The sequence below is a fragment of the Massilia oculi genome (assembly GCF_017582745.1).
Lineage (GTDB): Bacteria > Pseudomonadota > Gammaproteobacteria > Burkholderiales > Burkholderiaceae_D > Telluria > Telluria oculi_A.
The window spans coordinates 97,739-121,106 of record NZ_JAFVIM010000007.1 but is presented as its reverse complement, the minus strand read 5'-3'; the positions used below and the strand labels follow the sequence as shown (position 1 = coordinate 121,106).

24 protein-coding genes and 1 tRNA gene are annotated in these 23,368 nt (G+C 65.4%); 11 read left to right on the top strand and 14 right to left on the bottom strand.

The genetic code is table 11. The features are described 5' to 3' along the window. Nucleotides 1–72: 72 nt before the first annotated feature. The 10 genes from J3U95_RS28725 to hutC all read right to left on the bottom strand — a co-directional run bounded on the left by J3U95_RS28725 (nucleotide 73) and on the right by hutC (nucleotide 7,651). Complete coding sequence (locus J3U95_RS28725) at nucleotides 73–669, bottom strand: site-specific integrase (protein ID WP_370662059.1); 597 nt, start codon at nucleotides 667–669, stop codon at nucleotides 73–75. Between the two features lie 23 nt (nucleotides 670–692). Then, complete coding sequence (locus J3U95_RS28320) at nucleotides 693–896, bottom strand: hypothetical protein (RefSeq protein ID WP_229519762.1); 204 nt, start codon at nucleotides 894–896, stop codon at nucleotides 693–695. 380 nt (nucleotides 897–1,276) lie between these two features. Continuing rightward, nucleotides 1,277–1,361 (bottom strand) — tRNA-Leu (locus tag J3U95_RS10785). Between the two features lie 113 nt (nucleotides 1,362–1,474). Beyond that, nucleotides 1,475–1,942: a hypothetical protein gene (locus tag J3U95_RS10780; protein ID WP_208278605.1), complete on the bottom strand. Its 468-nt coding sequence runs from the start codon at nucleotides 1,940–1,942 to the stop codon at nucleotides 1,475–1,477. A 270-nt stretch (nucleotides 1,943–2,212) separates the two neighbouring features. Continuing rightward, entirely contained in the window at nucleotides 2,213–3,934 is a 1,722-nt protein-coding gene (locus J3U95_RS10775) for an ArnT family glycosyltransferase (protein WP_208278604.1), read from the bottom strand. A gap of 111 nt (nucleotides 3,935–4,045) precedes the next feature. Next, nucleotides 4,046–4,315 (bottom strand): type B 50S ribosomal protein L31, encoded by a 270-nt coding sequence (locus J3U95_RS10770; protein ID WP_005665079.1) that lies wholly within the window; start codon nucleotides 4,313–4,315, stop codon nucleotides 4,046–4,048. A 188-nt stretch (nucleotides 4,316–4,503) separates the two neighbouring features. Next, nucleotides 4,504–5,766, bottom strand: a complete 1,263-nt coding sequence (gene rho / locus J3U95_RS10765) for a transcription termination factor Rho (protein WP_109346182.1) — start codon at nucleotides 5,764–5,766, stop codon at nucleotides 4,504–4,506. 140 nt (nucleotides 5,767–5,906) lie between these two features. Then, the gene (gene trxA / locus J3U95_RS10760; protein ID WP_005665082.1) at nucleotides 5,907–6,233 is read right to left on the bottom strand and encodes a thioredoxin TrxA; all 327 of its coding nucleotides are present in this window, start codon (nucleotides 6,231–6,233) and stop codon (nucleotides 5,907–5,909) included. Nucleotides 6,234–6,463: 230 nt separating this feature from the next. Then, nucleotides 6,464–6,865, bottom strand: coding sequence for a response regulator (locus J3U95_RS10755; RefSeq protein WP_208278603.1), 402 nt, complete (start codon nucleotides 6,863–6,865; stop codon nucleotides 6,464–6,466). 84 nt (nucleotides 6,866–6,949) lie between these two features. Continuing rightward, the gene (gene hutC, locus J3U95_RS10750) at nucleotides 6,950–7,651 is read right to left on the bottom strand and encodes a histidine utilization transcriptional repressor HutC (RefSeq protein ID WP_208278677.1); all 702 of its coding nucleotides are present in this window, start codon (nucleotides 7,649–7,651) and stop codon (nucleotides 6,950–6,952) included. A gap of 157 nt (nucleotides 7,652–7,808) precedes the next feature. Here hutC and ada point away from each other — a divergent pair, with 157 nt between their 5' ends. The 9 genes from ada (at nucleotide 7,809) to hutI (ending at nucleotide 18,674) form a co-directional block, all read left to right on the top strand. After that, nucleotides 7,809–8,870, top strand: coding sequence for a bifunctional DNA-binding transcriptional regulator/O6-methylguanine-DNA methyltransferase Ada (gene ada, locus J3U95_RS10745; protein WP_208278602.1), 1,062 nt, complete (start codon nucleotides 7,809–7,811; stop codon nucleotides 8,868–8,870). Next, complete coding sequence (locus tag J3U95_RS10740) at nucleotides 8,819–9,553, top strand: 2OG-Fe(II) oxygenase (protein ID WP_229519770.1); 735 nt, start codon at nucleotides 8,819–8,821, stop codon at nucleotides 9,551–9,553. Before ada ends, J3U95_RS10740 begins: the two co-directional genes overlap by 52 nt. Before the next feature lie 95 nt (nucleotides 9,554–9,648). Continuing rightward, nucleotides 9,649–11,319, top strand: a complete 1,671-nt coding sequence (locus tag J3U95_RS10735) for an amidohydrolase (protein ID WP_208278600.1) — start codon at nucleotides 9,649–9,651, stop codon at nucleotides 11,317–11,319. A 92-nt stretch (nucleotides 11,320–11,411) separates the two neighbouring features. Next, nucleotides 11,412–13,121 (top strand): urocanate hydratase, encoded by a 1,710-nt coding sequence (hutU, locus tag J3U95_RS10730; RefSeq protein WP_208278599.1) that lies wholly within the window; start codon nucleotides 11,412–11,414, stop codon nucleotides 13,119–13,121. 9 nt (nucleotides 13,122–13,130) lie between these two features. Beyond that, nucleotides 13,131–14,675 (top strand): histidine ammonia-lyase, encoded by a 1,545-nt coding sequence (gene hutH, locus J3U95_RS10725; RefSeq protein ID WP_208278598.1) that lies wholly within the window; start codon nucleotides 13,131–13,133, stop codon nucleotides 14,673–14,675. Nucleotides 14,676–14,688: 13 nt separating this feature from the next. Then, nucleotides 14,689–15,477 carry an N-formylglutamate deformylase gene (hutG, locus tag J3U95_RS10720; protein ID WP_208278597.1) on the top strand — a complete coding sequence of 263 codons (789 nt, stop codon included), beginning with the start codon at nucleotides 14,689–14,691 and terminating at the stop codon, nucleotides 15,475–15,477. Further along, entirely contained in the window at nucleotides 15,474–16,856 is a 1,383-nt protein-coding gene (locus J3U95_RS10715) for a formimidoylglutamate deiminase (protein ID WP_208278596.1), read from the top strand. The genes hutG and J3U95_RS10715 overlap by 4 nt, the downstream gene beginning before the upstream one ends. After that, nucleotides 16,853–17,458 (top strand): HutD/Ves family protein, encoded by a 606-nt coding sequence (locus J3U95_RS10710; protein ID WP_208278595.1) that lies wholly within the window; start codon nucleotides 16,853–16,855, stop codon nucleotides 17,456–17,458. The genes J3U95_RS10715 and J3U95_RS10710 overlap by 4 nt, the downstream gene beginning before the upstream one ends. Continuing rightward, the gene (hutI, locus tag J3U95_RS10705) at nucleotides 17,451–18,674 is read left to right on the top strand and encodes an imidazolonepropionase (protein ID WP_208278594.1); all 1,224 of its coding nucleotides are present in this window, start codon (nucleotides 17,451–17,453) and stop codon (nucleotides 18,672–18,674) included. Before J3U95_RS10710 ends, hutI begins: the two co-directional genes overlap by 8 nt. Nucleotides 18,675–18,971: 297 nt before the next feature. On the opposite strand, the gene J3U95_RS10700 is transcribed toward hutI, so the two are convergent. From J3U95_RS10700 to J3U95_RS10685, 4 genes are all read right to left on the bottom strand, one after another. Next, nucleotides 18,972–19,460, bottom strand: coding sequence for a GNAT family N-acetyltransferase (locus J3U95_RS10700; RefSeq protein ID WP_208278593.1), 489 nt, complete (start codon nucleotides 19,458–19,460; stop codon nucleotides 18,972–18,974). Next, entirely contained in the window at nucleotides 19,457–20,395 is a 939-nt protein-coding gene (locus J3U95_RS10695; RefSeq protein WP_208278592.1) for a DMT family transporter, read from the bottom strand. The genes J3U95_RS10700 and J3U95_RS10695 overlap by 4 nt, the downstream gene beginning before the upstream one ends. A 98-nt stretch (nucleotides 20,396–20,493) precedes the next feature. Beyond that, nucleotides 20,494–20,940: an Mpo1 family 2-hydroxy fatty acid dioxygenase gene (locus J3U95_RS10690; protein ID WP_208278591.1), complete on the bottom strand. Its 447-nt coding sequence runs from the start codon at nucleotides 20,938–20,940 to the stop codon at nucleotides 20,494–20,496. A 43-nt stretch (nucleotides 20,941–20,983) separates the two neighbouring features. Next, the gene (locus tag J3U95_RS10685) at nucleotides 20,984–21,961 is read right to left on the bottom strand and encodes a LysR family transcriptional regulator (protein ID WP_208278590.1); all 978 of its coding nucleotides are present in this window, start codon (nucleotides 21,959–21,961) and stop codon (nucleotides 20,984–20,986) included. 156 nt (nucleotides 21,962–22,117) lie between these two features. Between J3U95_RS10685 and J3U95_RS10680 the strand changes: the two genes are divergently transcribed. Next, nucleotides 22,118–22,345 (top strand): hypothetical protein, encoded by a 228-nt coding sequence (locus tag J3U95_RS10680; RefSeq protein WP_109348049.1) that lies wholly within the window; start codon nucleotides 22,118–22,120, stop codon nucleotides 22,343–22,345. After that, a complete protein-coding gene (locus tag J3U95_RS10675; protein WP_208278589.1) occupies nucleotides 22,342–23,187 on the top strand; it encodes an alpha/beta hydrolase in 846 nt (281 codons plus the stop codon). Before J3U95_RS10680 ends, J3U95_RS10675 begins: the two co-directional genes overlap by 4 nt. Nucleotides 23,188–23,368 lie beyond the last annotated feature (181 nt).

Below are 23,368 nucleotides of genomic sequence, written 5' to 3'. Positions count from 1 at the left end.
GGGGCTGGCGTGGCCTTGCTCCAAACTCCCTTGTTTTCGCTCATGTCTCACTCATGCAGGACCAGTGCCTGCTTAGTCGAGCCGAGTGGCTATCTCTTCGGCAGACTCGTTATAGTACACCTGTAGTTGCTTGAGGTCGCGGTACCCTACCATACGCGCTAAGTCGAGCACGTGCAGTTTCTTCGCTAGCTTGGTGATTGCGAAGTGGCGAGTGTCGTGAAACGTGGCGTCGTCGATCGCGGCCCGCGCCTTCGCCTTGCGAAATAGAGCATCGAGCGACTTGCTCGAGACATCGAATATGGTGCCGCCTTCGTCCGGCGCAGGCAGCAGCTGGAGCCGCTCGACCGCTCGCTTTGTCAGCGGAACTTTCCGCTTGGCGCCGTTCTTGGTTTCGGCCAGCGTGGCCACGCGGCCGGATATATCGCGCGGAATAAGTCCGCAGATCTCGCCAGCCCGCATGGCTGTCTCGATCGCGAATAGGAACGCTACGGCGACGCGCTGGCTAACAGTCTCGGCCCGTTGCTCGTCGCCTAGGTCGAAACCCAACGCGAAGCAGATGCGCTCGATCTCGTCATCGGTGTACAGTCGGTCGCGCGGCTTCGATTCCTTCGGTCGACGTACGTCTGTGGTCGGACTGGCTGCAATCCACTTCCATTCCTTGGCTGCCACTGTAAAGACATTCGATAGCAGGTTCAGCTCTCGGTTGGCCGTTGAGCCAGTGACCTTGTCGACGTTAAGCCGGTGGTCTCGCCATTGCCGAGCACTTCTGAGGTCGCGTCGACGAGGCGGATGTCCCGGAACTGCATATCGCGAAACGGCGCGTCTTTGAGCTTCCAGTCGCCGATCGCTGCGAGCCGCAGCGCTTCGAGCCGGTGCCCTCGCTTCCCAGTGGACACTTCCTTTTCATATCAATCGAATGCATCGCCGACCGTTTTTCCTGCCTGTATGCCAGTTGCCTTGCCAATTCGGATCTCGGTTTCGCGGGCCGTCGCCTACGCTACTGCCTCGGCTTTCGTCGAGAACGTTCGCGACTCGCGGACGCCTTGGACCGCAACCTGCGCGCGCCAGCCAGTTTTAACCTTTGAATAGTTCGCCACGCCTTTCCCCCTGTTGAGTAGATGCGCGCGTAATTATCACGTAAAACGCGCGTAATGGATGAGGAGATAAAACGGGAAAAAGCGGGATCGTGTGGAGCATCATTTCGCTCCCTGCGCTTCCTAAGTCGTTGTTTTAACTAGAGAAGTGGGAAAATCCGGTGTGCTGCGTTGGGTTTTGTTGGTGCCTCCGGCCGGAATCGAACCGGCACGCCTTACGGCGCTTGATTTTGAGTCAAGTGCGTCTACCAATTCCGCCACAGAGGCCCAATAGCAGGCGCGCATCTTAGCACATGGAACGCACAACTGACCAGTGTGTGCAAGAAATGGCACAACTCGGCATCGGCGCCGTGCAAGCCGCCCAGGCTCTATTCACCTGCTCAGCGCGCAATCCGATGCTGCAACAACCGCAAGCTCCCCACCGGCCCGACTATCTCCAGCACGTGCTCGCGCACCGCGACATTGATCGCGCCTTCTTGCCCGCGCAGCCAGGGCCGTGGACGGAAGTAACGGATGCTGGTGCTGTCTGCCGCAGTACGCCGGTAGCCCAGCGCGCCGAGCGCTTCGTCGAGCGTGTTGATCATGTAGTGGGCATCGAAGCGGGTGCGCATCTCGAAGCGGCCGGGCCCGAGCATATAGATCGGCAGCAGGCCGCCCACGATGGCCGGCAGTACCAGGTAGGGCAGCGGGGTGCCGGGATCGATCAGGTGCAGCGTTAGCACCAGCAGCGGCAGGCCGCCCAGCAGCGTCAGCGCCCAGGGCAGGGACTGGCGCCAGGTGTCGATGCGCCGCAGGAATCCGGGCCGCTCCCGGACGCGCTCTATCTCTGACAACGTCACACTCTTCATGGTGATCTCTCCCTCGCAGCATCTCGTGCAACGGTCCATGTTGGCCTGTAATTAAACTGACGCAACACCCCATTCAGCCTGGTAGTTGATCTGCATTGACTCGCCCATTGTGACGAGCGGCACCAGGCCGGTGCTTGACTCCACGCAAACACGCATTCTTTGCGATTAGGTTCTCATATTGGCAACACTTGCCGCGCACAGGTGAATATCGTTGCTTACAAGCCTCATAAAGAAACAAGCCGCATGGTATGCGGCTTGTCGAGTTGCACCTTATTGAGTGCGGCGGAACAGCCTGAAGCGCTCGTCGCGGTCGGAGGCGCGCCGGCCTTCCCACAGCGGGATCGTGTTGCGCACGCCCCATTTGCGCAGCAGCGCGCGGTCGTTGCGGTTGCGCAGGCTGTCCTGCAGCAGCACGTAGTCGCACTTGCCGCCGGCCAGGGTGACGAAGGGCAGGCGTCCGTAATAGGCCAGCGAGGCGCGCTGGGCCGGGCCGACATTGGTCTCGATGCAGTCGGTGTCGGCCGGCAGGCGCGCCGCGATCTGCTGGGCCACGCCGGCGTAGCTCTTGCCGTAGTTCAGGTCAGGCAGGAACAGGGTCATCAGGAGCACCCATAGCAGGATCAGGCCGCCGGACGACAGCACCACCGCGCGCCACAGCACCGATGGCTGGCGCGACAGGCGCCAGTGCACCAGCACGACCCAGCCCACGCTGGCGGCCGCCGCCACGGTGAAGGTGACGATGCCGATTTCCGGCGTGAAACCGGGCACCAGCTTGAGCGCGTTCTTGGCCAGCTGGGCCGGCCAGCCGGTCAGCTTGGCGATCCAGAACAACCAGATGGTGGCGCCCAGCATGGTCAGCACCATCACCGAGAACCAGTCGATGGCGTTGATCGCGCCGCGCTTCATGGTCGGCAGGCCGAAGGCGGCCATCAAGGCCAGCGGCGGCAGCATCTTGAGGAAGTCGCTGTTCTCCGGCACCGGGTCGCACAGCAGCTGCAGCACCAGGGCCAGGAAGAAGAACACCGGCAGCACGATGTGCAGCATCTGCTGCTGGCGGCGCCAGGCCCAAACCGCCCAGATCGCGAATGGCCAGGCCGGCCAGAAGAACCAGACGCCGGTGCGGAAGAAAGTCTTGACCGCAACCCAGCCAGGCACGCCGAATTGCTGCGCGTTCCAGGCCAGCCAGTCGGCCACCGGCGGCAGGCCGAACGGCTGCACGACGACGGCGGGCAGGATCCACACCAGGGTCAGGCCGAGGCCGACGCCGGCCGCCACGAGCAGGTGGCGCAGCGCCTGGCCCGCCGGCATGTCGAGGTAGCGGGTGCAGGCGAACAGGGCCACGATCAGCACCAGCGGCGGCAGGAAGCCCTGGGTCAGGGTCAGGGCGCCCAGGGCGAGGCCGACCAGCACCGCGTTGCGGGTGCTGGTGTGCTCGACGTAGCGCACCGCGCGGTACAGGAAGTAGGCGAGCAGCGCGCCCTGCAGGGTGGCGGCCAGGGTCAGGTGGCTTTGCAGCAGCAGGCCCAGGCTGCCGAGGTAGATCAGGACCGCGGTGTCGCCCAGCGTGCGGCCGTAGTCGTCGGGTTCGGGCTGGCCGCCGAAGGCCAGGCGCAGCGGCTGCGCCTCGGCGCGTCGTCCGAGGTGGAAGGCGGTGTACCACAGCGACATCGTGCCCAGCGCGAAGATGCCGATGGTCGAGACGCGCGCGGCCAGCACGTCGCCCAGGATCCAGCCGAACAGCTTGATGCAGATGGCGCCCAGCCAGAAGGCCAGCGGGCCCTCGTCGACGCTGGCCAGGCCGGCGATGTTCGGGTACAGCCAGTCATCCAGGCCGCCGTGCGCCATGGTCCACATGATGCCGAAGCTGCCCGCGTCTTCCTTCCACAGATCGCGGCCGATAATGCCGGGCAGGATGTACAGCATGCCCAGCGCGAGCAGGGCCCAGCGGGGCAGCGCCAGGGTGGCGGCGGCGGGAAGACGGACTGGTTTCATCGGCAAATCGGATGGATGGAATAACTGCGTAGTATAGCTGCGAAAAAAAAGAAGCCGCTGAGGCGGCTTCTTTGGCGAAGCCCGGAGGCTTCGAAGATTCTACTGCGGCAATTAGCCGTTGGCGACCGAGGTCTTCGAGCCGACCGAACCGAACTTCTGGCGGAACTTCTCGACGCGGCCAGCGGTGTCGACGATCTTGTGCTTGCCGGTGAAGAACGGGTGCGATTCAGCGGACACCTCGATCTTGACCAGTGGGTATTCTTTACCTTCGTGGGTGATCGTTTCGCGGGTGTTGATGGTCGAACGGGTCACGAATTTGAAGTCGCACGACAGGTCGTGGAAGACGACTTCGCGGTAATCTGGATGGGTATCGGTCTTCATGGTTCTGCTTTCTATTGAGTTGGTAGCCAAACAGCACTTCGTCGGTCGAACAGCTTCTTGACCCGATTGCCGATCACTTGCCAGGGGTTGGACTGAACCGAAGATTATAAAACGGTTTCCGGCGCCAGGCAATGCCAAATAAAAAGGCAGCCCGAAGGCTGCCTCTGCACGCGGTGCATCGGGGCGGATCAGCCGCCGCGGCGCATCATGTCGAAGAACTCGACATTGTTCTTGGTCGCGCGCATCTTGTCGAGGATGAACTCCATCGCCTCGATCTCGTCCATCGAGTACAGCAGCTTGCGCAGGATCCAGATTTTCTGCAGCTGGTCGGGCTTGATCAGCAGTTCTTCGCGACGGGTGCCCGATTTGTTCAGGTTGATCGCCGGATAAACACGCTTCTCGGCCAGGCGGCGCTCCAGGTGCACCTCCATATTGCCGGTGCCCTTGAATTCTTCGTAGATCACATCGTCCATGCGCGAGCCGGTCTCGATCAGTGCGGTCGCGACGATGGTCAGCGAGCCGCCTTCCTCGACGTTACGGGCGGCGCCGAAGAAGCGCTTCGGACGCTGCAGCGCGTTGGCGTCGACACCACCGGTCAGCACCTTGCCCGAGGCCGGGATCACGGTGTTGTAGGCGCGCGCCAGGCGGGTGATCGAGTCCAGCAGGATGACCACGTCCTTTTTCATTTCGACCAGGCGCTTGGCTTTTTCCAGCACCATCTCGGCGACCTGCACGTGGCGGGTGGCCGGCTCGTCGAAGGTCGAGGCGACGACTTCGCCGCGCACCGAACGCTGCATCTCGGTCACTTCTTCCGGACGTTCGTCGATCAGCAGGACGATCAGGGTCACGTCGGGGTGGTTCGCGGTGATCGCATGTGCGATGTGCTGCAGCATGACCGATTTGCCGGACTTCGGCGACGCCACCAGCAGGCCGCGCTGGCCCTTGCCGATCGGCGAGATCAGGTCGACGATGCGGCCGGTGATGTTCTCGGCGCCGTTCATGTCGCGCTCCAGGCGCAGCGGTTCCTGCGGGTGCAGCGGGGTCAGGTTCTCGAACAGGATGCGATGCTTCGAGGCTTCCGGCGATTCGCCATTGACCTTGTCGACCTTGACCAGCGCGAAGTAACGCTCGCCGTCTTTCGGCGTACGCACTTCACCTTCGATCGAGTCACCCGTATGCAAGTTGAAACGACGGATCTGCGACGGCGAGATATAGATGTCGTCGGTCGAAGCCATATAGCTCGCGTCCGGCGAGCGCAGGAAACCGAAACCGTCCGGCAGCACTTCGAGGGCGCCGTCGCCGAAGATCTGCTCGCCTTGCTTGGCGCGCTTCTTCAGGATCGCGAACATCAGTTCCTGTTTGCGCAGGCGGGCTGCGTTGTCGATGTCGAGGCCGATTGCCATTTCCAGCAGCGCGGAAACGTGCATCGCCTTCAGTTCAGATAAATGCATGTGTGTGGGTGACCCGTGACGGGTGAATATGGTAGGGGAGGGGACTGCGTGGGTTAATCGAGGCGGGAGGGTGACTCCCGGCCAATATTGTGACTGCGTGGCGACTGCGCGGGCGCGCCGTCGCCGCTATATTACTTGGATCAGATGTTGCTGTCGATGAAAGCGGTCAGCGGACCCTTGGCGACGGCGCCGACTTTCTGGGCTGCGACCTGGCCGTTCTTGAACAGGATCAGGGTCGGGATGCCACGGATGCCGAACTGGGCCGGTACGGCCTGGTTCGCGTCGACGTCCATCTTGGCGATCGTGATCTTGCCTGCGTATTCCTTGGCTACTTCTTCCAGGATCGGGGCAATCATCTTGCAAGGACCGCACCACTCGGCCCAGAAATCGACCAGCACCGGCTGCTCGGACTTGAGCACGTCGGCTTCGAAGGATGCATCGCTGATGTGTTTGATGTTTTCGCTCATGGTTTCCTCAATGTGAGGTAAGAATCGTTATTAACGCCTTGAGACAAGTCATGCGGGACGTCTCGACCGGCTACCGTGTGTACTACCTTGCCAAATATTGCTGCTACACAATGGTGGAGGCACTGTGTGCGAATTTCAATATTGGAAGAACGGCTAGAGGGTGTCAGGCGGGGAATGAGGCGAATAATACCCCATTTTTTTAAACAGTGTTCAGGGCTTTGTACAAAATCTCAACATTCCAGCGCATCACGCAATTGCTCGGGCGCGAGCGGCTTGCGGAAGGAGCCGACTACCCGCAGTCCGAGGGCGCGCGCCAGGTCGGCCGCCGCCTCGCGCACCTCGTCTTCCAGGGCCGACAGCAGGATCACCTTGCCGGCGTAGCCAAGGCTGGCCGCGGCCTGCAGGAACTCGATGCCGTCCATCTCGGGCAGCACCAGGTCGCAGATCAGGACGTCGGGCATGGCTTCGTCGAGCCGGGCCAGGGCCTGGCGCGCATCGAGTTCGAGGGCGATCTCGCACGGCCCGCAAGCCGCCAGCATCTCGCGCATGACCTCCAATAGCAGGTGGTCGTCGTCGAGCACCAGCACGCGCATTAGCGCGGAAGGCGAATCGGCGGCGGCGTCGGGAGGCATGTGCGTCATTATCTGAAATGGGTAGATCGACGGCCATTATCGCGAAAAACTGGAAAGCAGGGTTGTCCGATCCGTATTTTTTTATTAAACACTACCGGTGAAGCGCGCCAGGTGTCCCGGATGCCACATGGTGGCCACCGACGCCACCCGGCCGGCCGAGGTCGTGCGCCGGTGCAGCACCAGGCATGGGGCGCCGGCCTCGACCGCCAGCAGGCTCGCCTCTGCCGTAGGCGCCGGCAGAGCCTCTATCGTATAGGTGGCCCCCTGCAGCGGCGCGCTCGCCATCAGGTGCTCGTTGGGCGTGATGCGCGAAAAATCCTGCTCCAGGTAGGCCGGGGCGCAGGCCGGGTTGACCCAGCGGTCCTCGAGCTGGACCGGCGCCTCGTTCTCGAGGTGGACGATCAGCGAGTGGAACAGGGTGGCGCCCGGCTCCAGGTCGAACTCGGCGGCCAGCGTGTCGTCGGCGTTTCTTGCTTCCAGCGCCAGCACGCGGCTGGCGTGCAGCTTGCCGCGCGCACGGATCTCGTCGGCGATATTGCGGATCTCGACCAGGGTGCCCTGGTATTTCTGGGGGGCGACATAGGTGCCCGAGCCCTGGCGCCGCACCAGCACCTGCTCGGCGGTGAGTTCGCGCACGGCGCGGTTGACGGTCATGCGCGAGACGCCGAACTGGCGCACCAGCGCCTGCTCCGACGGCACCAGCTCGCCCTCTTTCCAACGGCCGGAGGCGATTTCGCCAACCAGGTAATCCTTGATCTGCTGGAAAATGGGCGACTTTTCCTGCATGCTCTCTTGCGCGGTCTGTGCTTCCAAACTCAATCTCCGAATGCCTGGCCTTTGCGGCCACGCCCGATTCTAGCATCGGGATTCGAAAGCAAGACCCGGAGTGCGGCCCGGCGGCGGCGGCTTCAAGATGTCGCTATTGCTGAAGGAGGAGACCATCATGACGACAACGGATAGGGACGACATCGACGCCATGCGCTGGGACGCCGTACAGCGGCGCGACGCCGGCGCCGACGGCAGTTTTTATTATTCGGTGCGCACCACCGGCGTCTATTGCCGGCCCTCGTGCCCGTCGCGCGGCGCGAAGCGCGCCAACGTCGCTTTTCACGCCAGCAGCCAGGCGGCCGAGGCGGCGGGCTTCCGGCCCTGCCTGCGCTGCGCGCCGCACCTGCCGCCACTGGCCGAGCGCCAGCGCGAGGCGGTGGCGCGCGCCTGCCGCCTGATCGAGGAATCGGAGGAGGAGCCCGACCTGGATACCCTGGCCCAGGCCGCCGGCATGAGCCGCTTCCACTTCCACCGCGTGTTCAAGGCCCAGACCGGGATCACGCCCAAGGCCTATGCGGCGGCCAGGCGCGGCGCCCGGGTGCGCCAGGAACTGGAGGGGGGCGCATTGGTCACCGACGCCCTGTACGGCGCCGGCTATGGCTCCAGCGGGCGCTTCTACGCGGCGTCGAACGAGGTGCTGGGCATGCAGCCGTCGAACTACCGCGCCGGCGGGCAGGGCGAGACGATCCGCTTCGCCGTGGCCGAATGTTCGCTGGGCGCGATCCTGGTCGCGGCCACCGAACGCGGCATCTGCGCGATCCTGATCGGCGACCAACCGGAACCGCTGGTGGAAGACCTGCAGGCGCGCTTTCCCAAGGCCGAGCTGCGCGGCGCCGAAGATGGCTTCGAGCGCACCGTGGCGCTGGTGATCGGCCTGGTCGAGGAGCCGCGCATCGGCCTCGACCTGCCGCTCGACGTGCGCGGCACCGCTTTCCAGCAGCGCGTGTGGCAAGCCTTGCGCGCGATTCCCTCGGGCCAGACCGTGACCTATGCCGAACTGGCCGAACGGGTCGGCCTGCCCGATGGCGCGCGCGCAGTGGCCGGCGCCTGCGCCGCCAATCCTGTGGCAGTGGCGATTCCCTGCCACCGCGTGGTGCGTACCGGCGGCGCGCTGTCCGGCTATCGCTGGGGGATCGAGCGCAAGCGCGCCTTGCTCGATCGCGAGGCGGATCAGTGATCGTCGATTGGAATGACATCGCAGCCCAGCTCGACGACGCCGGCTGCGCCGTGATTCCGGGCCTGCTCGATGCGCGCCATTGCGCGCGCTTCATTGCGGCCTACGACGAGCCGCAGCGCTTTCGCAGCCGGGTGGTAATGGAGCGCCATGGGTTCGGCCGCGGCGAATACCAGTATTTCGGCTATCCGCTGCCGGAGCCGCTGGCCCTGCTCCGCGCCAGCCTGTACCCGCCGCTGGCGGGCATCGCCAACCGCTGGCAGGCGGCGCTCGGGCTGGACGTGCGCTTCCCAAGCGGCCACGCCGACTTCCTGGCGCAATGCCACGGGGCCGGCCAGCTGCGTCCGACGCCGCTGCTGCTGCGCTACCGCGCCGGCGACTACAACTGCCTGCACCAGGACCTGTATGGCGAACAGGTGTTTCCGCTGCAGGTGGCGGTGCTGCTGTCGCGGCCCGGCGAGGATTTCGATGGCGGCGAGTTCGTGCTCACCGAGCAGCGGCCGCGCATGCAGTCGCGCGCCGAAGTCGTGAGCCTCCAAAAGGGCGACGCCGTCGTCTTCGCCGTCAACCAGCGGCCGGTGCAGGGCACGCGCGGCGTCTACCGGGTGGCGATGCGGCATGGCGTCAGCCGCGTGCGGCAGGGCCTGCGCCATACCTTGGGGATCATCTTTCACGACGCGACCTAGTCCACCACCGCCGGGTCCCCGGCGGCGCATGCAGTACACTCTCCGAACCGTGCCCACGAAGCGCGGAAACATATCTATCGGAGAGAAGAAAAAGCATGCGCGCGCGCCAGATTTCCCTGCAGTGTTCCCTATTCGTCCTGGCTGCCCTCGGCAGCCTGTCGGCACATGCCGACACCCTGATCGACAACGCCAACGGCTATACCCTGAACGGGAAGGGTGAGCTGGTCCAGTTCACGTCGATCGCCTTCGACGACAAGGGCCGCATCATCGCCGTCGGCAGCGGTGCCGACGTCGCCGCCAAGGCGCCGAACGCGAAGCGCGTCGACATGGGTGGGCGCACCCTGCTGCCGGGCCTGATCGACGCCCATGGCCACGTGTTCGGCCTGGGCCAGCAACTGACCCAGCTCGACCTGTTCCACAGCACCTCGCTCGACGGCGCCCTGAAATCGATCGGCGACTACGCGCGCGCGAATGCGGATCACGCCTGGATCCGCGGCCGCGGCTGGAACCAGGAGAACTGGAAGCTGGGCCGCTTCCCGACGGCCAGGGAACTCGACGGCGTCGTGAGCGACCGCCCGGTATGGCTGGAGCGGGTCGACGGCCATGCCGGCTGGACCAATAGCCGCGGGCTGGCGCTGGCCGGCATCACGAACTCGACGCCGGACCCGGTCGGCGGCAAGATCGTGCGCGACGCCAATGGCGAGGCGACCGGCGTGCTGGTCGACACCGCCCAGGAATTGCTGACCAAGGTGCTGCCACAGCAGACCGAGGCCGAGGGTCGCGTCATGCTGGACCGCGCGCTGGCCGAGCTGGCGCGCGTCGGTCTGACCAGCATGCACGACGCCGGCGTCGACGTGGTCCAGGACCGCCTGTACCGCGCCTATGCCGATGGGGGCAAGCTGACCACCCGCGTGTACGGCATGATCGCCGGCACCGACAAGGACTTCGACCAGCTGGCCGCCAAGGGCCCGCTGAAGGACTACGGCAACGGCATGTATGCGCTGCGTTCGGTAAAACTGTATTCGGACGGCGCCCTGGGCAGCCGCGGCGCCGCCCTGATCAAGCCGTACAGCGACGAATCGCATTCGCACGGCCTGTTGTTCTATAAAACCGCGCAGATGGACGCGATGATGGCCAAGGCGATGCGCAAGGGCTATCAGGTCAACGTCCACGCGATCGGCGACGCGGGCAACAAGCAGATCCTCGACATCTATCAGAAAGAGCTGAAGGCGACGGGCAGCGCCGCGCAACGCCACCGTATCGAGCACGCACAGGTCGTGCTTCCTTCCGACATCCCGCGCTTCAAGACGCTGGACATCATCCCGTCGATGCAGCCGACCCATGCGACGTCGGACAAGAACATGGCCGAGACCCGCATCGGACCCGATCGCATCAAGGGCGCCTACGCGTGGCGCAGCTTCCTGCACCAGGGTTCGCGCATCGCCTGCGGTTCGGATTTCCCGGTCGAGTCGCCGAACCCGTTCTTCGGCATCCATGCGGCCGTCACGCGCCAGGATGCGCAGGGGCAGCCGGTGGCCGGCTGGTATCCGAACCAGGCGATGTCGCTCAAGGAAGCCTTCCGCTGCTTCACGCTGGATGCCGCTTACGCCGGGCACCAGGAGAAAGACCTGGGTTCGCTGGAGCCGGGCAAGCAGGCCGACTTCATCGTGATCGACCAGGACCTGTTCCGCATGCCGACCTACGACATTTACAAGACCGGCGTGTTGGAGACGTGGGTAGCGGGCCGCCAGGTCTTCAAAAAATGATTTGACGAGGTTGTATAGACAACCTAGACTTCAGAGCAGCTTTACGGTGCGCGCCGCTGGCGCGCGCCGTGTCACCGACCGAAGGAGCCGCCATGTCTCAAGATTCCCGCCATCTCGCCGATCCACGTTTCGACCCGACCCGGGTGATCCAGGCCCCGCGCGGCAGCGAGCTCAGCTGCAAGGGCTGGCTGACCGAAGCCGCCTACCGCATGATCCAGAACAACCTCGACGCCGAGGTCGCGGAAAACCCGCAGCATCTGGTGGTCTATGGCGGCATCGGTCGCGCCGCCCGCAACTGGGAGTGCTATGACCAGATCCTGGCCTCGCTGCGCGCGCTCGAGGACGACCAGACCCTCCTGATCCAGTCCGGCAAGCCGGTCGGCGTGTTCCAGACCCACCCGGATGCGCCGCGCGTGCTGCTGGCGAACTCGAACCTGGTGCCGAAATGGGCCGACTGGGAGCACTTCAACGAACTCGATCGCAAGGGCCTGTTCATGTACGGCCAGATGACGGCCGGCAGCTGGATCTATATCGGCACCCAGGGCATCGTACAGGGCACCTACGAAACCTTCGCCGAGGCGGGCCGCCAGCACTTCGGCGGCGACATGGCCGGTCGCTGGGTATTGACCGCGGGCCTGGGCGGCATGGGCGGCGCCCAGCCGCTGGCCGCGACCTTCGCCGGCGCCGTCTCGCTGACCGTCGAATGCCAGCAGAGCAGCATCGATTTCCGCCTGCGTACCCGCTACCTGGACAAGCAGGCGCGCGACATCGACGAAGCGCTCGCCATGATCCGCCAGCACAAGGACGCGCGCGAAGCCGTCTCGATCGGCCTGCTCGGCAATGCGGCCGAGGTGCTGCCGGAACTGGTGCGCCGGGCGAAAGAGGGCGGCCTGGTGCCGGACCTGGTCACCGACCAGACCTCGGCCCATGACCTGATCAACGGCTACCTGCCGATCGGCTGGAGTGTCGAACAATGGAAGGCGGCGCAGCAGGACCCTGCGCAGCATGCGCGCCTCAAGGCGGAAGCGGCGGCATCGTGCGCCATCCACGTGCGCGCCATCCTCGACTTCAAGGCGCTCGGCGCCCATGCCGTCGACTACGGCAACAATATCCGCCAGGTGGCGAAGGACGAGGGCGTGCGGGATGCCTTCGACTTCCCGGGCTTCGTGCCGGCCTATATCCGCCCGCAGTTCTGCGAGGGCCGCGGCCCGTTCCGCTGGGTGGCGCTGTCGGGCGACCCGGAAGACATCTATAAGACCGACGCCAAGATCAAGGAACTGTTCCCGCACGACGCGCGGGTGCATCGCTGGCTCGACATGGCGCGTGAACGGATCGCCTTCCAGGGCCTGCCGGCGCGGATCTGCTGGCTGGGCCTGGGCGAGCGCCATCTGGCCGGCCTGGCCTTCAACGAGATGGTGCGCACGGGCGAGCTGAAGGCGCCGGTGGTGATCGGCCGCGACCACCTCGACACCGGCTCGGTGGCCAGCCCGAATCGCGAGACCGAGGCCATGCGCGACGGCACCGATGCGGTGTCCGACTGGCCGCTGCTGAACGCCTTGCTGAACACGGCCGGCGGCGCCACCTGGGTCTCGCTGCACCATGGCGGCGGCGTGGGCATGGGTTACTCGCAGCATTCCGGCGTGGTGATCGTGGCCGACGGCACCGAGGCCGCGGCCAGGCGCCTGGCGCGGGTGCTGGTGAACGACAGCGCCTCGGGCGTGATGCGGCACGCCGACGCCGGCTATGAGAGCGCCATCGACTGCGCCAAGCGCAATGGCCTGAACCTCCCAATGATCAAGTAAGCAACCGATATGAACGACACGAACCACAGTCTCACCCTGCAACCCGGCGAATTGCGCCTGGCCGACCTGCGCGCCGTCTGGGCCGGCCACCAGCTGCTGGACCTGGCCACCAGGGCCTGGGACGACATCGCGGCCTCCGCCGCCACCGTCGACGCCATCGTCGCCAAGGGCGACCCGGCCTATGGCATCAACACCGGCTTCGGCATCCTGGCCAAGGCCCACATCCCGATCGAGCAGCTGGCCACCCTGCAGCGCAACCTGATCCTGTCGCATGCGGTCGGCACCGGTGAGCTTCTCTCGGACAGCATCGTGCGCCTGATCTTGCTGACCAAGATCGGCAGCCTGGCGCGCGGCTATTCGGGCGTGCGTCCGGTGATCGTCGAGACCCTGGTCGCCCTGTACAACGCCAACATCATGCCGGCCATTCCCTGCCAGGGTTCGGTCGGCGCTTCGGGCGACCTGGCGCCGCTGGCCCATATGACGCTGGCAATGCTGGGCGTGGGCCAGGTGCGCCACAACGGCGTGCTGGTGGACGCCGCGGACGCATTGCGCGCGGCCGGCATTGAACCAGTGACGCTGGCGGCGAAAGAGGGCCTGGCCCTGATCAACGGCACGCAAGTCTCGACCGCGCTGGCGCTGCACGGCCTGTTCATGGCCGAACGCCTGCTGGAGGCGGCGATGGTCACCGGCTCGCTGTCGGTCGATGCGGCGCGCGGCAGCGATGCGCCGTTCGATCCGCGCATCCACGCGGTGCGCGGCCAGCCGGGACAGATCGCGGCGGCGAAGATCTACCGCGAACTGGTGGCCGGCAGCGCGATCCGCGCCTCGCATCTGGTGGGCGACGAGCGGGTGCAGGACCCGTACAGCCTGCGCTGCCAGCCGCAGGTGATGGGCGCCGTGATGGACCTGATCGCCAATGCCGGCCGCACCCTGCTGATCGAGGCGAATGCCGTGACCGACAATCCGCTGCTGTTCGAGGGCGGTGAAATCATCTCTGGAGGCAACTTCCACGCCGAGCCGGTGGCCTTCGCCGCCGACACGCTGGCGCTGGCGATCGCCGAGATCGGCGCGCTGGCCGAGCGCCGCATCGCGCTGCTGATCGACGCCAACCTGTCCGGCCTGCCGGCCTTCCTGGTGCGTGAGCCGGGGCTGAATTCCGGCTTCATGATCGCCCACGTGACCGCCGCCGCGCTGGCTTCCGAAAACAAGTCGCTGGCCCATCCGGCCAGCGTCGACAGCCTGCCGACGTCGGCCAACCAGGAAGACCACGTCAGCATGGCGACCTTCGCTGCGCGCCGTCTCGACCAGATGGCGCACAATACGGCGGTCATCGTCGGGATCGAGCTGCTGGCGGCCGGCCAGGGAATCGAATTCCACCGTCCTTTGAAGAGCTCCGGGACGCTGGAATCGGTGCATGCCCAGCTGCGCCAGCAGGTCGCCCCCTACGATGCCGACCGCTTCTTCGCGCCCGACATCGAGGCCGCGCGCAAGCTGGTGGTCGACGGCGCGCTGTCGGCGTCGTGCAAGGAGTTGTTCACCGTACTGCACCCATAGGAGAAGAGTCGCGATGGAGTTCCGGTTCAAGGCAGGCAGGCTTCCCATGCTGGTATCGATGCCGCATGCGGGCACCGACATACCCGACGAGGTGGCGGACACGCTGGCGCCCTGCGCCGCCGCGCGCGCCGACACCGATTGGCATTTGCCGGAACTGTACGGCTTCCTCGAAGAGATGGGCATCTCGACCATCTCGGCGCGCTGGTCGCGCTACCTGATCGACCTGAACCGCCCGCCCGAGAACACCAATCTGTATCCGGGCCTGGACACCACCGGCCTGTGCCCGCTCGACACCTTCGGGCGCGAGCGTCTGTACAAGGAGGGCATGGAGCCCGACGCGGCGGAGGTGCAGCGGCGCCTGGATCGCTACTGGCGGCCCTACCACGAGCAGCTGGGGGCGGAGCTGGAGCGCCTGAAGGCCGAGCACGGCCGCGTGGTGCTGTGGGAAGCGCATTCGATCGCTTCCGTCGTGCCGCGCTTTTTCGAGGGCAAGCTGCCGGACCTGAACTTCGGCACCGCCGAAGGCAAGTCATGCGACCCGGGACTCGAGGAAGCCATTCTCGGCGTGGCGCGCGCGCAGGAGCGCTACACGATCGCCCTGAACGGCCGCTTCAAGGGCGGCCACATCACCCGCCACTACGGCCAGCCGGCCAGCGGCGTGCACGCGATCCAGCTCGAGAAATGCCAGTGCCTGTACATGAACGAGGCGCCGCCGTTCGAATACCGCCCTGACGTCGCGGGCCAGCTGCAACCGCTGCTGCGCGACATGATCAAGGCGGCGGTGAACTGGGTGCGTTCATGACGACAGCGCTGTTCGCACGCCATGCGCTGCTGCCGCAGGGCTGGCGGCGCGACGTATTGTTCGAATGGGATGCGCACGGTGATCTCACGCGGGTGGAGCCCGGCGCCACGGCTTCCGCCGGCACGCGTCAGGCAAAGTACGTCCTGCCGGGCATGGTCAACCTGCATTCGCACGCCTTCCAGCGCGCGCTGGGCGGCCTGACCGAAGTCGCGGGCGACGGGCCGGACAGCTTCTGGACCTGGCGCGACCTGATGTACCGCTTCGCCGCCCGCATCACCCCGGACCAGATCGAGGCCATCGCGGCCCAGCTGTTCGCCGAGTGCCTGCGCCACGGCTATACCTCGCTGTGCGAATTCCACTATCTGCAGCGCGACGTCGACGGCGCCGCCTATGCGCGGCCGGCCGAGACGGCCGAGCGCGTGGCCGCGGCGGGACAGGCCACCGGCATGGGCCTGACCCTGCTGCCGGTGCTGTACAGCCACGCCGGCTTCGGTGAAAAACCGCTGGCGCCGGCGCAGGCGCGCTTTCGCACGAATGTCGACGAGGTGCTCGGCATCGTCGAGGCGCTGGCCCCGCTGCGCGGCGGCCAGCTGGAAGTCGGCGCCGCGCCGCACTCGCTGCGCGCGGCCACCATCGACCAGATCCGGGCACTGGCGAGTGGCTTGCCGGCTGGCCGCCCGCTGCACATCCACATCGCCGAGCAGCAGGGCGAGGTGGAGCAATGCCTGGCGCATGCCGGACGGCGCCCGGTCGAGTACCTGATGGACCATGTCGCGCTCGACGCGCGCTGGTGCCTGGTGCATGCGACCCATTTGAACGATGCCGAGGTCGTGGCGCTGGCGAAAAGCGGCGCCGTGGCCGGCCTGTGTCCGACCACCGAGGCCAACCTGGGTGATGGCCTGTTCCCGCTCGCGCACTTCATCGAAGCGGGCGGACGTTTCGGCGTCGGCAGCGACAGCCATGTGTCGCAAAGCCCGGTGGAAGAGCTGCGCTGGCTCGAGTACGGGCAGCGCTTGCTGCACCAGAAACGCAACGTGGCGCACACGCCCGCTCAGCGCGATGTGGCCGACTTCCTGTGGCAGGCTGCGCTGCACGGCGGCGCGGCCGCGGCGGGGCGGCGCGTCGGGCGGCTCGAGGCCGGGAGCCGCGCCGACCTGCTGGTGCTGGACGAGGATCATCCGAACCTCGATGGCGTCGTTGAGGCCGAAGTGCTCGGACGTGTTGTATTCTGTGGCAACGACAACCTGGTACGCGACGTGCTGTGCGGCGGCCGCTGGGTGGTCGAGAACGGGCGCCACATGGCGCAGGAGGCGATCGCCGGGCGTTACCGGCAGGCGCTGAAGGAGTTGCGCGCAGTGTCCCAGGAGGTGGCGAAATGACTGTCTTGATTCCCTTTGCAGGCTTGTCCCCGGTGCCGTGGAAGAACGGCGGCGGCAGCACGATCGAGATCGCGATCGGCCCGCCTGACGCCGGCTTCGACGATTTCGACTGGCGCGTCAGCCTGGCGACCATCGCCGAGGACGGCGCGTTCTCGCAGTTCCCCGGCGTGGACCGCACCCTGGCGCTGGTCGACGGCCATGGCCTGACCCTGCAGATCGACGGCGAGCCGACCCTGATCAGCGACGCCGAACCCGTGATCGCGTTCGACGGCGCATCGGAAGTGCAGGCCCGGCTCAATCGCGGGCCGACCCTGGACTTCAACGTGATGTCGCGCAGCGAGCGTTGCTGGCACCAGTTCGGGCGGCGCCGCCTGAGCGGCGACTCCACCTTCGTGGCGCGCGCCGAGGTCACGATCCTGTTCCTGGCCGAGGGCGACAGCCTGCAGCTGGCCAGCGACGACGAGCGCATCGGCCTGGTGCGCTACGACGCCGTGATCCTCGACCAGGGCACGGTGTGGTCGCTGGAAGCGGGGCAGGCCACGATCTTCATCGTCGACGTCCACTATTATTCGGAAGATGACGACGAGGCGATGTATGACTGAAGGTCAGCCTGACTGCGTTTTCACCAACGTCCACCTGGCGACGATGGAGGACGGCTACGGCGAACTGCCGGACGCCGCGCTGGCGGTGAAGGATGGCCGCATCGCCTGGATCGGCAAGCGCGTCGACGCTCCGCAGGCAAGCCGGGTGCACGATTGCGGCGGCGCCTGGATGACGCCGGGCCTGGTCGACTGCCATACCCACGTGGTCCATGCCGGCAACCGCAGCAACGAATGGGAAGCGCGCCTGAACGGCGCCACCTATGAAGACATCGCGCGCCAGGGCGGCGGCATCATGTCCACCGTGCGCGCGACCCGTGAAGCAAGTATCGACGAGCTGGTCGCGGCCAGCCTGCCGCGCGTGCGCGCCCTGCTGGCCGAGGGCGTGACCACGCTCGAGATCAAGTCCGGCTACGGCCTCGAACAGGGCGCCGAAGAACGCATGCTGCGCGCCGCGCGCCGCATCGGCGCGCTGCTGCCGGTGCGGGTGGCGACCACCTTCCTCGGCGCGCACGCGCTGCCGCCGGAATTCGCCGGCCGCCAGGACGATTACGTGACCGAAGTGTGCGAGCGCATGCTGCCGGCGCTGGCGGAACAAGGCCTGGTCGACGCGGTCGACGCCTTCTGCGAACGGATCGGTTTTACCAGCGCCCAGACCGGGCGCGTGTTCGAGGCCGCGCGCAAGCTCGACCTGCCGCTCAAGCTGCACGCCGAACAGCTGTCGGACCAGGGCGGGGCGGAACTGGTGGCGCGCCATGAGGGCCTGTCGGCCGACCACCTGGAACACCTGAGCCCCCAGGGCATCGCGGCGATGGCGCGCGCCGGCACCGTGGCGGTGCTGCTTCCGGGAGCCTATTACTTCCTGCGCGAGACCATGATGCCGCCGATCGACGCGCTGCGCGAAGCCGGCGTGCCGATGGCGGTGGCCACCGACTGCAATCCCGGCACCTCGCCGATGACTTCGCTGCTGCTGGCGATGAATATGGCCTGCACCCTGTGGCGCCTGACGCCGCAGGAAGCGCTGCTGGGCGCCACCGCCTACGGCGCGCTGGCCCTGGGCCTGCAGGCCGAGATCGGCACCCTGACGGTCGGCAAGCGCGCCGACCTGGCATTGTGGAAGATCGCCCGTCCCGCCGACCTGGCCTATGCGATCGGCTTCAATCCCTGCCAGGCCGTGGTCAATGGCGGCGTCCTGCGCGCGCCTCATCTTCCTGCCTAGTCCGGCAACACCTGTCCCCTTACCGCAACACCCACAGTCACAGTGGGTAAGTGCTTGATCGCCCTCAAGCCTGGGTTTCGCACCTGGTCGATGATGGATTGAGGACGCAAGAAAGACTGGTAGTTACAGCGCCGGTTACAGCGGTAAGCAAATGTAAGCCTTAATGGATCATTAAGAATGGCCGACTATAGTCATTCATGTGATTCCCATCTCCCCTCCCCATTTGCCAAAATGGGTTTGCCCACGGTGCCAAGGCCCGTGGGTTTTTCTTTGTGCGTCGCTTTCTATTGAATGCTTTTAGTTGTTCTGCGCGAGTGACAGCAGGCTATCGCCGGTGACGCGGCAGATGCGCCAATCCGGCATGACATCCGCGCCCATTGCTTTGTAAAACTGGATGGCCGGCTCGTTCCAGTCCAGCACAGACCATTCGAAACGTCCGCAACCGCGTTCGACCGCCAGCTGCGCCAGGCGTTGCAGCATCTGCGTGCCATAGCCCTTGCCGCGGTGCGCCTGCTTCACGTACAGGTCTTCCAGATACAGGCCCTTTTTGGTGAGGAAGGTCGAGAAATTGTGGAAGAACAGGGCGAAGGTGACGACTTCACCGTTTTCTTCGCCGACGATCGCCTCGCACGATGGACGCGCGCCGAACAGGCCTTCGTGCAGCAGGGCTTCGGTGGCCACCACCATGTGTTCGAGTTTTTCAAATACGGCCAGCTCCACGATCATGGCGTGGATGTGGGCGACGTCTTGCGGCTGGGCGGGGCGGATGGAGAAATGAATACTCATGGCGATTCGATGGCATTGTTCAGGTTAGCGGATTGCACGCTCCTGGCGGCAGGCGCGCGCACGGCCCAGGCGACGCTGGCCAGGCATAGCACCATGCCCAGGAATTCGAGGGGGCCGGGGCGGTAGTCTTCAAGCTGGACCGACAGCAGCACCGACAGTACGGGCGTGACGACGCCGATGTAGACGGCCTTGTTGGCGCCGATGCGGCCGATCAGGGTGAAATAGGCGAAGAAGGCGATCACCGAGCCGAAGATCGACAGGTAGACCAGGCCCGCCCAGTAAGAGGGGCTGTCGGGCAGGGTGAAGGCATTGCCGTTGGCCAGCGACCATACCGCCACCATCAAGGCGCCCCACAGCATCGACCAGGCCATCGTCAGCGGCAGGTTGGAAGATTGTTCCTTGACCTTGTTGACCACGATGCTGCCGGCCGAGCTGGCCAGGGTGGCGGCCAGCGCCAGCACCACGCCGGCCAGGAAGTGCCCGTCGCCGCCCGTTTTCAATTCTTGCCAGGCGTCGCCGATCGAGTGCCAGAACAGCAGGGCCACGCCGACGGTGGCGACGGCGCCGCAGGCCCAGGTGCGGCGGCTGATGGCGGTGCCGAAGAAGATGCGGCTCCAGATCGGCGTCCAGAACACCATCAGCGCGAACATCACCGCCACCAGGCCGGACACGATGTGCTGCTCCGATTCATAGGTGCAGATGTACGAGATGCCAAAGGTCAAGCCGCCCTGCAGCGCCATCCAGCGATGGGTGCGCCAGGGCAGCCGCAGGCTGTCGCGGCGCACCAGGCAGATGGCGAACAGGGCGGCGGCGGCCAGGAAGAACCGGTAGGCCACCGACACGGCGGGAGCGGTGTGTCCCAGCTGTAGGGTGATGGCCCAGAAGGTCGAGCCCCAGATCAGCGAGGCGATGATGAAGAGGACGGGAGAAGACATTCGCGGGAGTATAGTCCTCCCGCTTTGTTCCTGCCGGCATCTTTTAGGGCAATGAGGCCGTGTGCTGTATCAAAACCGCAACATTGCCGCCCGGGCGATCAATAGGCCAGCCGCATGCGCCGATACAGGAAGCTCAGCACGAACAACGGCCCGATCAGCAAGAAGCGCAGGTCGTCGAAGAACGACGGTTTCTTGCCTTCGATATGGTGGCCGATGAATTGCCCGATCCAGGCCAGCACGAACACCCCGATCGAGGTCACCAGCACGGTCCCATCCGGCAGCATGTTCAGCAGCCCCAGCATCACGGCCGCCATCGCCGCCATCCCGAGCGCGAACGGCATCGATAGCCTGGCGTAATAGACGAGCGCGGCGGCCACGACGACCAGCGCCACGAGCGGGTGAATCGCCCACAGGATGCCCAGCAGGCTGAACACGATGGCGGGGATGCAGACGAAATGGATCAGTTCGTTGACGGGATTGCGGTGGCTCTCGGCATAGCGGGCCAGCAAAACGTCGATATCGCGCGGCGTAGAGGAAAATTCCATGACGGCGGTCTCCGGTTGTTATGTCGCCGATTCTACGCCCGCTTCAGTCTCCCTGTCCCGTTTGCCGCGCGCTTGAAGGCAGGGCCGGCACGGGCGCCGCGGTGTCGGCCGGTTGCAGGCGCAGGTTCGGATGGTTCGCGAACAATTCCGAAATCCATTCGACGAATACCCGCACCTTGGCCGACAGGTGACGGTTGTGCGGATAAACGACGTGCACCGGCAGCGGGTCGCAGCGCCACTCGGGCAGCAGGCGCACCATCTTGCCGGTGGCCAGGTGCTCATTGAGCAGGTAATCCGTCATATTGATCACGCCCAGCCCCGACAGGCCGGCCTGGATATAGGCATTCGAATCGTTCAGGGCGATCACGCCGGGCAAGGTCATCTCGATCCGCTCGCCGTCGCGGTTATAGTCCCAATTGGAGATCTTGCCGTTCTTTGCCGAGAAATAGTTGACGCAGCGGTGCCGTTCCAGGTCGCGCGGGTGCATGGGCATGCCGTAACGTTCCACATAGGCAGGGGAGGCGCAGGTGACGAAGTTGATCACCCCGACGCGGCGCGCGATCAGGTTGGTATCGACCAATTCACCGCCCCGCACGGCGCAATCGACGCCTTCCTCGACCAGGTCGACCGGGCGGTCGGTGGTGCCGAGTTCGAGCGTGATGTCCGGATAGCGCTCGAAAAAGTCGGGCAGGGCCGGAATCAGGATCTCGGTCGACAGCCCGGTGGGCGTGTCCACTCGCAGCCGTCCGCTCGGGCTGAAGCGGTGGCGCGATAGCGATTCCTCGGCGTCGCGCACGTCGGACAGGATGCGTACGCAGCGTTCATAATAGGCGGCGCCGTCCGACGTCACCGACACATGGCGCGTGGTGCGGTGCAAGAGCTTGGAAGCCAGCGACGTTTCCAGTCCCTGCACCAGGGTCGATACCGTCGCCTTGGGCAATTGCAGGGTCTCGGCAGCGCGCGTGAAGCTGCCGGCGTCGACCACTTGCACGAAGACTTCCATGGCCTGGAGTTTGTTCATATCCTGTTCTCCGGATCAAAGGGTAGAGCAAAATGCAGAGATTGTTCAGCAATCCGAACAATCAATTCGGTATTGCCATCTTTATCTGATTGTAGATGAAGACTATTATGTGTGCATCGCAACAAAGTATTTACCCAGAGAAGACGGAGCAGGACCATGAGCCATCGGAACATTCAGAACGGAATCTTTACCACGGTAGCAGTCGCCCTGAGCGGCGTCGCACTGGCGGCACTGCTCTGCACCGATGCCTACTCGCGCGCCGCCGGCGCCGAAGCACGTGGTTTCCATGCGCTGTCCCTCGAAATGCAGATGAGCTGCGTGGGTGATTGCGCCGGCGTCGACGAGCGCATCGTCGAGCTCCAGAAACAGGGTGGCGCCCGATGAGCGCCGTGCTGGAAGCCGTCGACCGCACCTTGAAGGTGCGCGAGCTCGAGGTTGGTGGCGCCACCGGCCCGCTGGCCGCACGACTGTACACCGCCGGCCCGGCGGCCAAGCGCGACATGCTGGTGGTGTACTTCCACGGCGGCGGCTTCGACAGCGGCGACCTGGACGAGTGCGACGACTTCCTGCGCAGCCTGGCCCAATGCGACCACCTGCCGCTGGTGCTGGCCACCACCTATACGCTGGCGACCGTGAGCCCGTTCCCGGCCGCGGTCGAGGATGCCCACGCGGTGCTGCAGTGGGCCAAGAAGAACAAGACCAAGCTGGGCTGGAACGGCAAGCAGATGGTTACGGCCGGCATCGAAGCCGGCGCCAACCTGGCGGCGGTCTGCGCGCTGATGTCGCGCGACCGCGGCGGCCCGGCCCTGGCTGGCCAGATCCTGGTCATGCCGATGCTCGACCCGGCCCTGTCCACCGGTTCGATGCGCCAAATGACCTATTGTGCCGATCGCGAAAAAGCGGCTACCGTATGTGCGGCCGCCTACCGCGGCTATCTGCCGCATGCGGCCGACCGCTCGCATCCGTATGCGGCGCCGCTGCACTCGAGCCGCCTCAAGAACCTGGCGCCGGCCCTGATCCTGTCGGCAGAGGACGACCCATTGCGCGACGAGGCCGAACAATACGGCGCCAAGTTGATCAACGCCGGCATCTGTACCACCGTGCGGCGCATGGCCGCACCCGACCTGCAGGATCCGAACGGGCGCAACGAGTGCGCCTGCAAGGTGCAGGCAATGCTTGAAATTTCCAGCTTCCTTGCGCGGCTGGAAGGGCGCGGAGGCGCCTGACCAGTCAGCACCAGTTCACCTGACGCCTGGCCGAGCCGGGCACACAATCGTATCGCAAGACACCGTGCCAGGTGCACTGGTGGGGGAATCGCTGTAACTGCGTCTTTCGAAGCTTATGCGTGTAAGTAAGAGTCAATCTACAAAGGAGGGTCGCCATGGATCACAACGAGCAGGCACGGGG